At 57.5% G+C, this 2,605-nt stretch carries 4 protein-coding genes; 1 reads left to right on the top strand and 3 read right to left on the bottom strand.

The window, feature by feature from the left end; genetic code table 11:
* Positions 1–115: 115 nt before the first annotated feature.
* From QJT78_RS50090 to QJT78_RS50080, 3 genes are all read right to left on the bottom strand, one after another.
* Entirely contained in the window at positions 116–553 is a 438-nt protein-coding gene (locus QJT78_RS50090; RefSeq protein WP_038953170.1) for a hypothetical protein, read from the bottom strand.
* Positions 550–1,155 (bottom strand): nucleotidyltransferase domain-containing protein, encoded by a 606-nt coding sequence (locus QJT78_RS50085; RefSeq protein ID WP_049810328.1) that lies wholly within the window; start codon positions 1,153–1,155, stop codon positions 550–552. Before QJT78_RS50085 ends, QJT78_RS50090 begins: the two co-directional genes overlap by 4 nt.
* A gap of 299 nt (positions 1,156–1,454) precedes the next feature.
* Positions 1,455–1,871 carry a hypothetical protein gene (locus tag QJT78_RS50080; protein WP_212491469.1) on the bottom strand — a complete coding sequence of 139 codons (417 nt, stop codon included), beginning with the start codon at positions 1,869–1,871 and terminating at the stop codon, positions 1,455–1,457.
* A gap of 130 nt (positions 1,872–2,001) precedes the next feature.
* On the opposite strand from QJT78_RS50080, the gene QJT78_RS50075 reads away from it, so the two are divergent.
* Positions 2,002–2,517, top strand: a complete 516-nt coding sequence (locus QJT78_RS50075; protein WP_281460824.1) for a hypothetical protein — start codon at positions 2,002–2,004, stop codon at positions 2,515–2,517.
* The last annotated feature ends 88 nt before the right edge of the window (positions 2,518–2,605 follow it).

Below are 2,605 nucleotides of genomic sequence, written 5' to 3'. Positions count from 1 at the left end.
CGCCTCAAGCACCTTGCGATCTTTCCTCGAAAGGTGGACTTCTCTTGCTTCGGGTATCATCCCGACCTTGAATCACGACTCACGTTCCAAGAAAAGTGGGTACTAGTTGCTTACGCTAGCTTTTTTCCTTTTCCGGCGGCGGCGCGAGTTTGGCGACATTCGCTTCCAGCGTTTTCGTGCAACGGATCACTTCGGCCAACAGCTCCCCGTCGATTTCGGTGCGGCCTTCATACTCCGCCAGATTGCGCTCGTTATGTGCCCGGATGAAAATCTGTATGTCGGCCTTGTCCGTGCCGACAGTGTGGACCAGCGTCTGAAACACAGTGATGCGGTCCTCAGAACGATAGCCTTCCCGGCGGAGCGTGGCCGCAGCTAGTCGATGCGCGGCGCCGTAGGCCAGGTCAAACTGGCTGTCGGAATCCAAGTCTTCGTTTTGCGCATCGCGCAGCCGTGTCTTTGCGGCGCTCAGCATGCCATCGTATTCAGATCGCGATGGTGGCTCGTCCTTGAGTTTCTTGATCTTTACGAGATTGTCGAGCTCAGGCTTGCTCATGTTTGAAGGGCTCTTTCCGATCCCACGATGAAAACTTTTGGTTGCGTGCTGATTCGTTGAACGAAGGAGTCGTTGCGAGAGACTTTGCGCCGCCAGTCTTGGCGCTTGAGAAAGAGCGGATTCACCTTGCGATGTAGCTTGCTCTCGGCGCCCTGCAACGCCGTGTACAGATCACTGTAATCGAGATCGTCGCCGATCACCATCAGATCAATGTCGCTCGCCGCCGTGTCCGAGCCTTTCGCGACTGAACCGAAGACAAACGCCGCTTGTATCTTGTCGGCGTCAGGTCGCAGGGCTTCTTCCAATGGTCCCGCCAATCCCACCGTTTTCAACACGAGACTCTTCAGTTCGCCGAAGACCGGAGAATCGGAATTGGCTCGGTAATGTTTTTGATTGCCGATCCATTGAACCGTGACGAGGCCGCTGTCTTGCAGCCGTCGCAACTCACGTTCGACCGCACCCGTTCCGGAGTTGACGGTACGAACGATCTCTGAAGTGTAGAAGCTTCGTTCGGGCTGGCCGAAGATGAGGCCGAGCACGCGCTGCTGCACGTTCGAAAACAGCGCGTCCGAGAGGCTCGTTGGAGTGTCTGTCGTTCCCATTTTGGGGATGATACAACCCAATATGGGTTTAGTCAAGTGAAGCGCGAAAAACTTCAGTATATCAATAAGTTGAGGTCAGGCGAGCAGCCGGATTCAGCAAAGCTTCTTCGTCTCTGCCGATCTTTGCGTGAAAATGATACGTCGTCTCCATCCCACCAGAGGCGACCATCGGCGTTTCCTGGGGGGTGACTTGCTTGGGCATGGAGTGAGCGAGCGCACGGGCGATAAGCCGTATGGGGGGCCTCCCGACACACTGCCGCCAGCGGGACAGGGATCTGGCAAGCCTATTGGGCAACGATTTAGAGGTCAGAGAAGTCGAGCATGACAAGCGGCTTGCGCAAATCCACCTTCATGTCGGTGAGGTAGTCGACAAGGAGATGGTGGAAAGCGTGATCCCTACCGGGGAAGTAGAGGCGCCAATATGGGGCACCCCTCGGTTCGTCCGGTTCGTTGCCATCGATAAGTCCGGCTTCCTCAAGAAGCGCGAGGTCGCCGTTGAGGTCGTCGCCACGATAGATCCTTCGCAATTTTGGGTCAGCGATCCGGAAGTCGTCCGTAATGCCGGCGGTGTGCTCGTCGCGTCGCTCCACAAGAAACTTGAACACCTCGCGCGTTAGCCGAGGTAGGGAAGCCAGCTTCGCGCTCAGCTTCTTGATCGCCTCCTCGACCTCAGTGGAATCCGGAAATTCTCCCTTGGCCGAAAGATGGGCCACCATCTTCGCGCCGTTCGATAGCTGCGGCTTGGCCGGACTGACCGCACGAGCAAAGCGACAAGCATGAATCCCGACGATAGCACGATTTTCCCCTCGAAGCTGCGGACATTGAGGGGGGGACGAGGCGAGGATATTGCTGGAGACGCAGATTGCGGAACACAACGGCGGCCTTTTATCGACGCTGGCCAAGTATCGCGCCGACACCGTCCGCGTATGGCATGATACGATCCGCGCCATTGAAGAGTTCATAAATGTGCCATTCTTCGGCCTCGACGACGATGCGCTAGTCGCGTGGCTCATGGCCGTTCCGCTGGACGGCCGCTTCTTCCGAAACCCGACATTAGTCACGAGCGTGCAGGCCGCGCTGCGGCCCCACCTAGAGGGCGGCACCGTCGAGCGCTTTTGCCGACTTATGCTCCAGATCGCGGCCATCAGCGCCGGGTTCCGTATGAATGGGCAAGCCAGCTTCGGGGCGGGGATCACGCTCGACACGATCGGAGACGCGATGATCTACCTGCAATCGCGTCGCCGCCATTTTGTGTCGCTGCTCTATCTCATGCCCCTGGCCTGTAGAGGGGACGTAAAACTCGCGCCTTTGGATGCACTCAATGTCCTGCTGCCGCAGGTCGTGTGTTTCGGCATGGAATAAGGACCCCGTTTTCGGGGTGATCGGCATCCAATCGGGACCCCGGGATAAGGGTCCACAGTGGCTTCCATCGAGTCATGGAAGCCGAGGT

The organism is Bradyrhizobium sp. Mp27 (assembly GCF_029953005.1).
GTDB lineage: Bacteria > Pseudomonadota > Alphaproteobacteria > Rhizobiales > Xanthobacteraceae > Bradyrhizobium > Bradyrhizobium barranii.
Note: the sequence above shows the minus strand (reverse complement) of the source record. Positions and strands in the feature narration are given on the sequence as shown.

Bases quoted from the DNA above. Each gene is read 5' to 3' on its own strand.
- QJT78_RS50090 (WP_038953170.1), bottom strand. From the start codon at position 553: ATGAGCAAGCCTGAGCTCGACAATCTCGTAAAGATCAAGAAACTCAAG.
- QJT78_RS50080 (WP_212491469.1), bottom strand. From the start codon at position 1,871: ATGGTGGCCCATCTTTCGGCCAAGGGAGAATTTCCGGATTCCACTGAG.
- QJT78_RS50085 (WP_049810328.1), bottom strand. From the start codon at position 1,155: ATGGGAACGACAGACACTCCAACGAGCCTCTCGGACGCGCTGTTTTCG.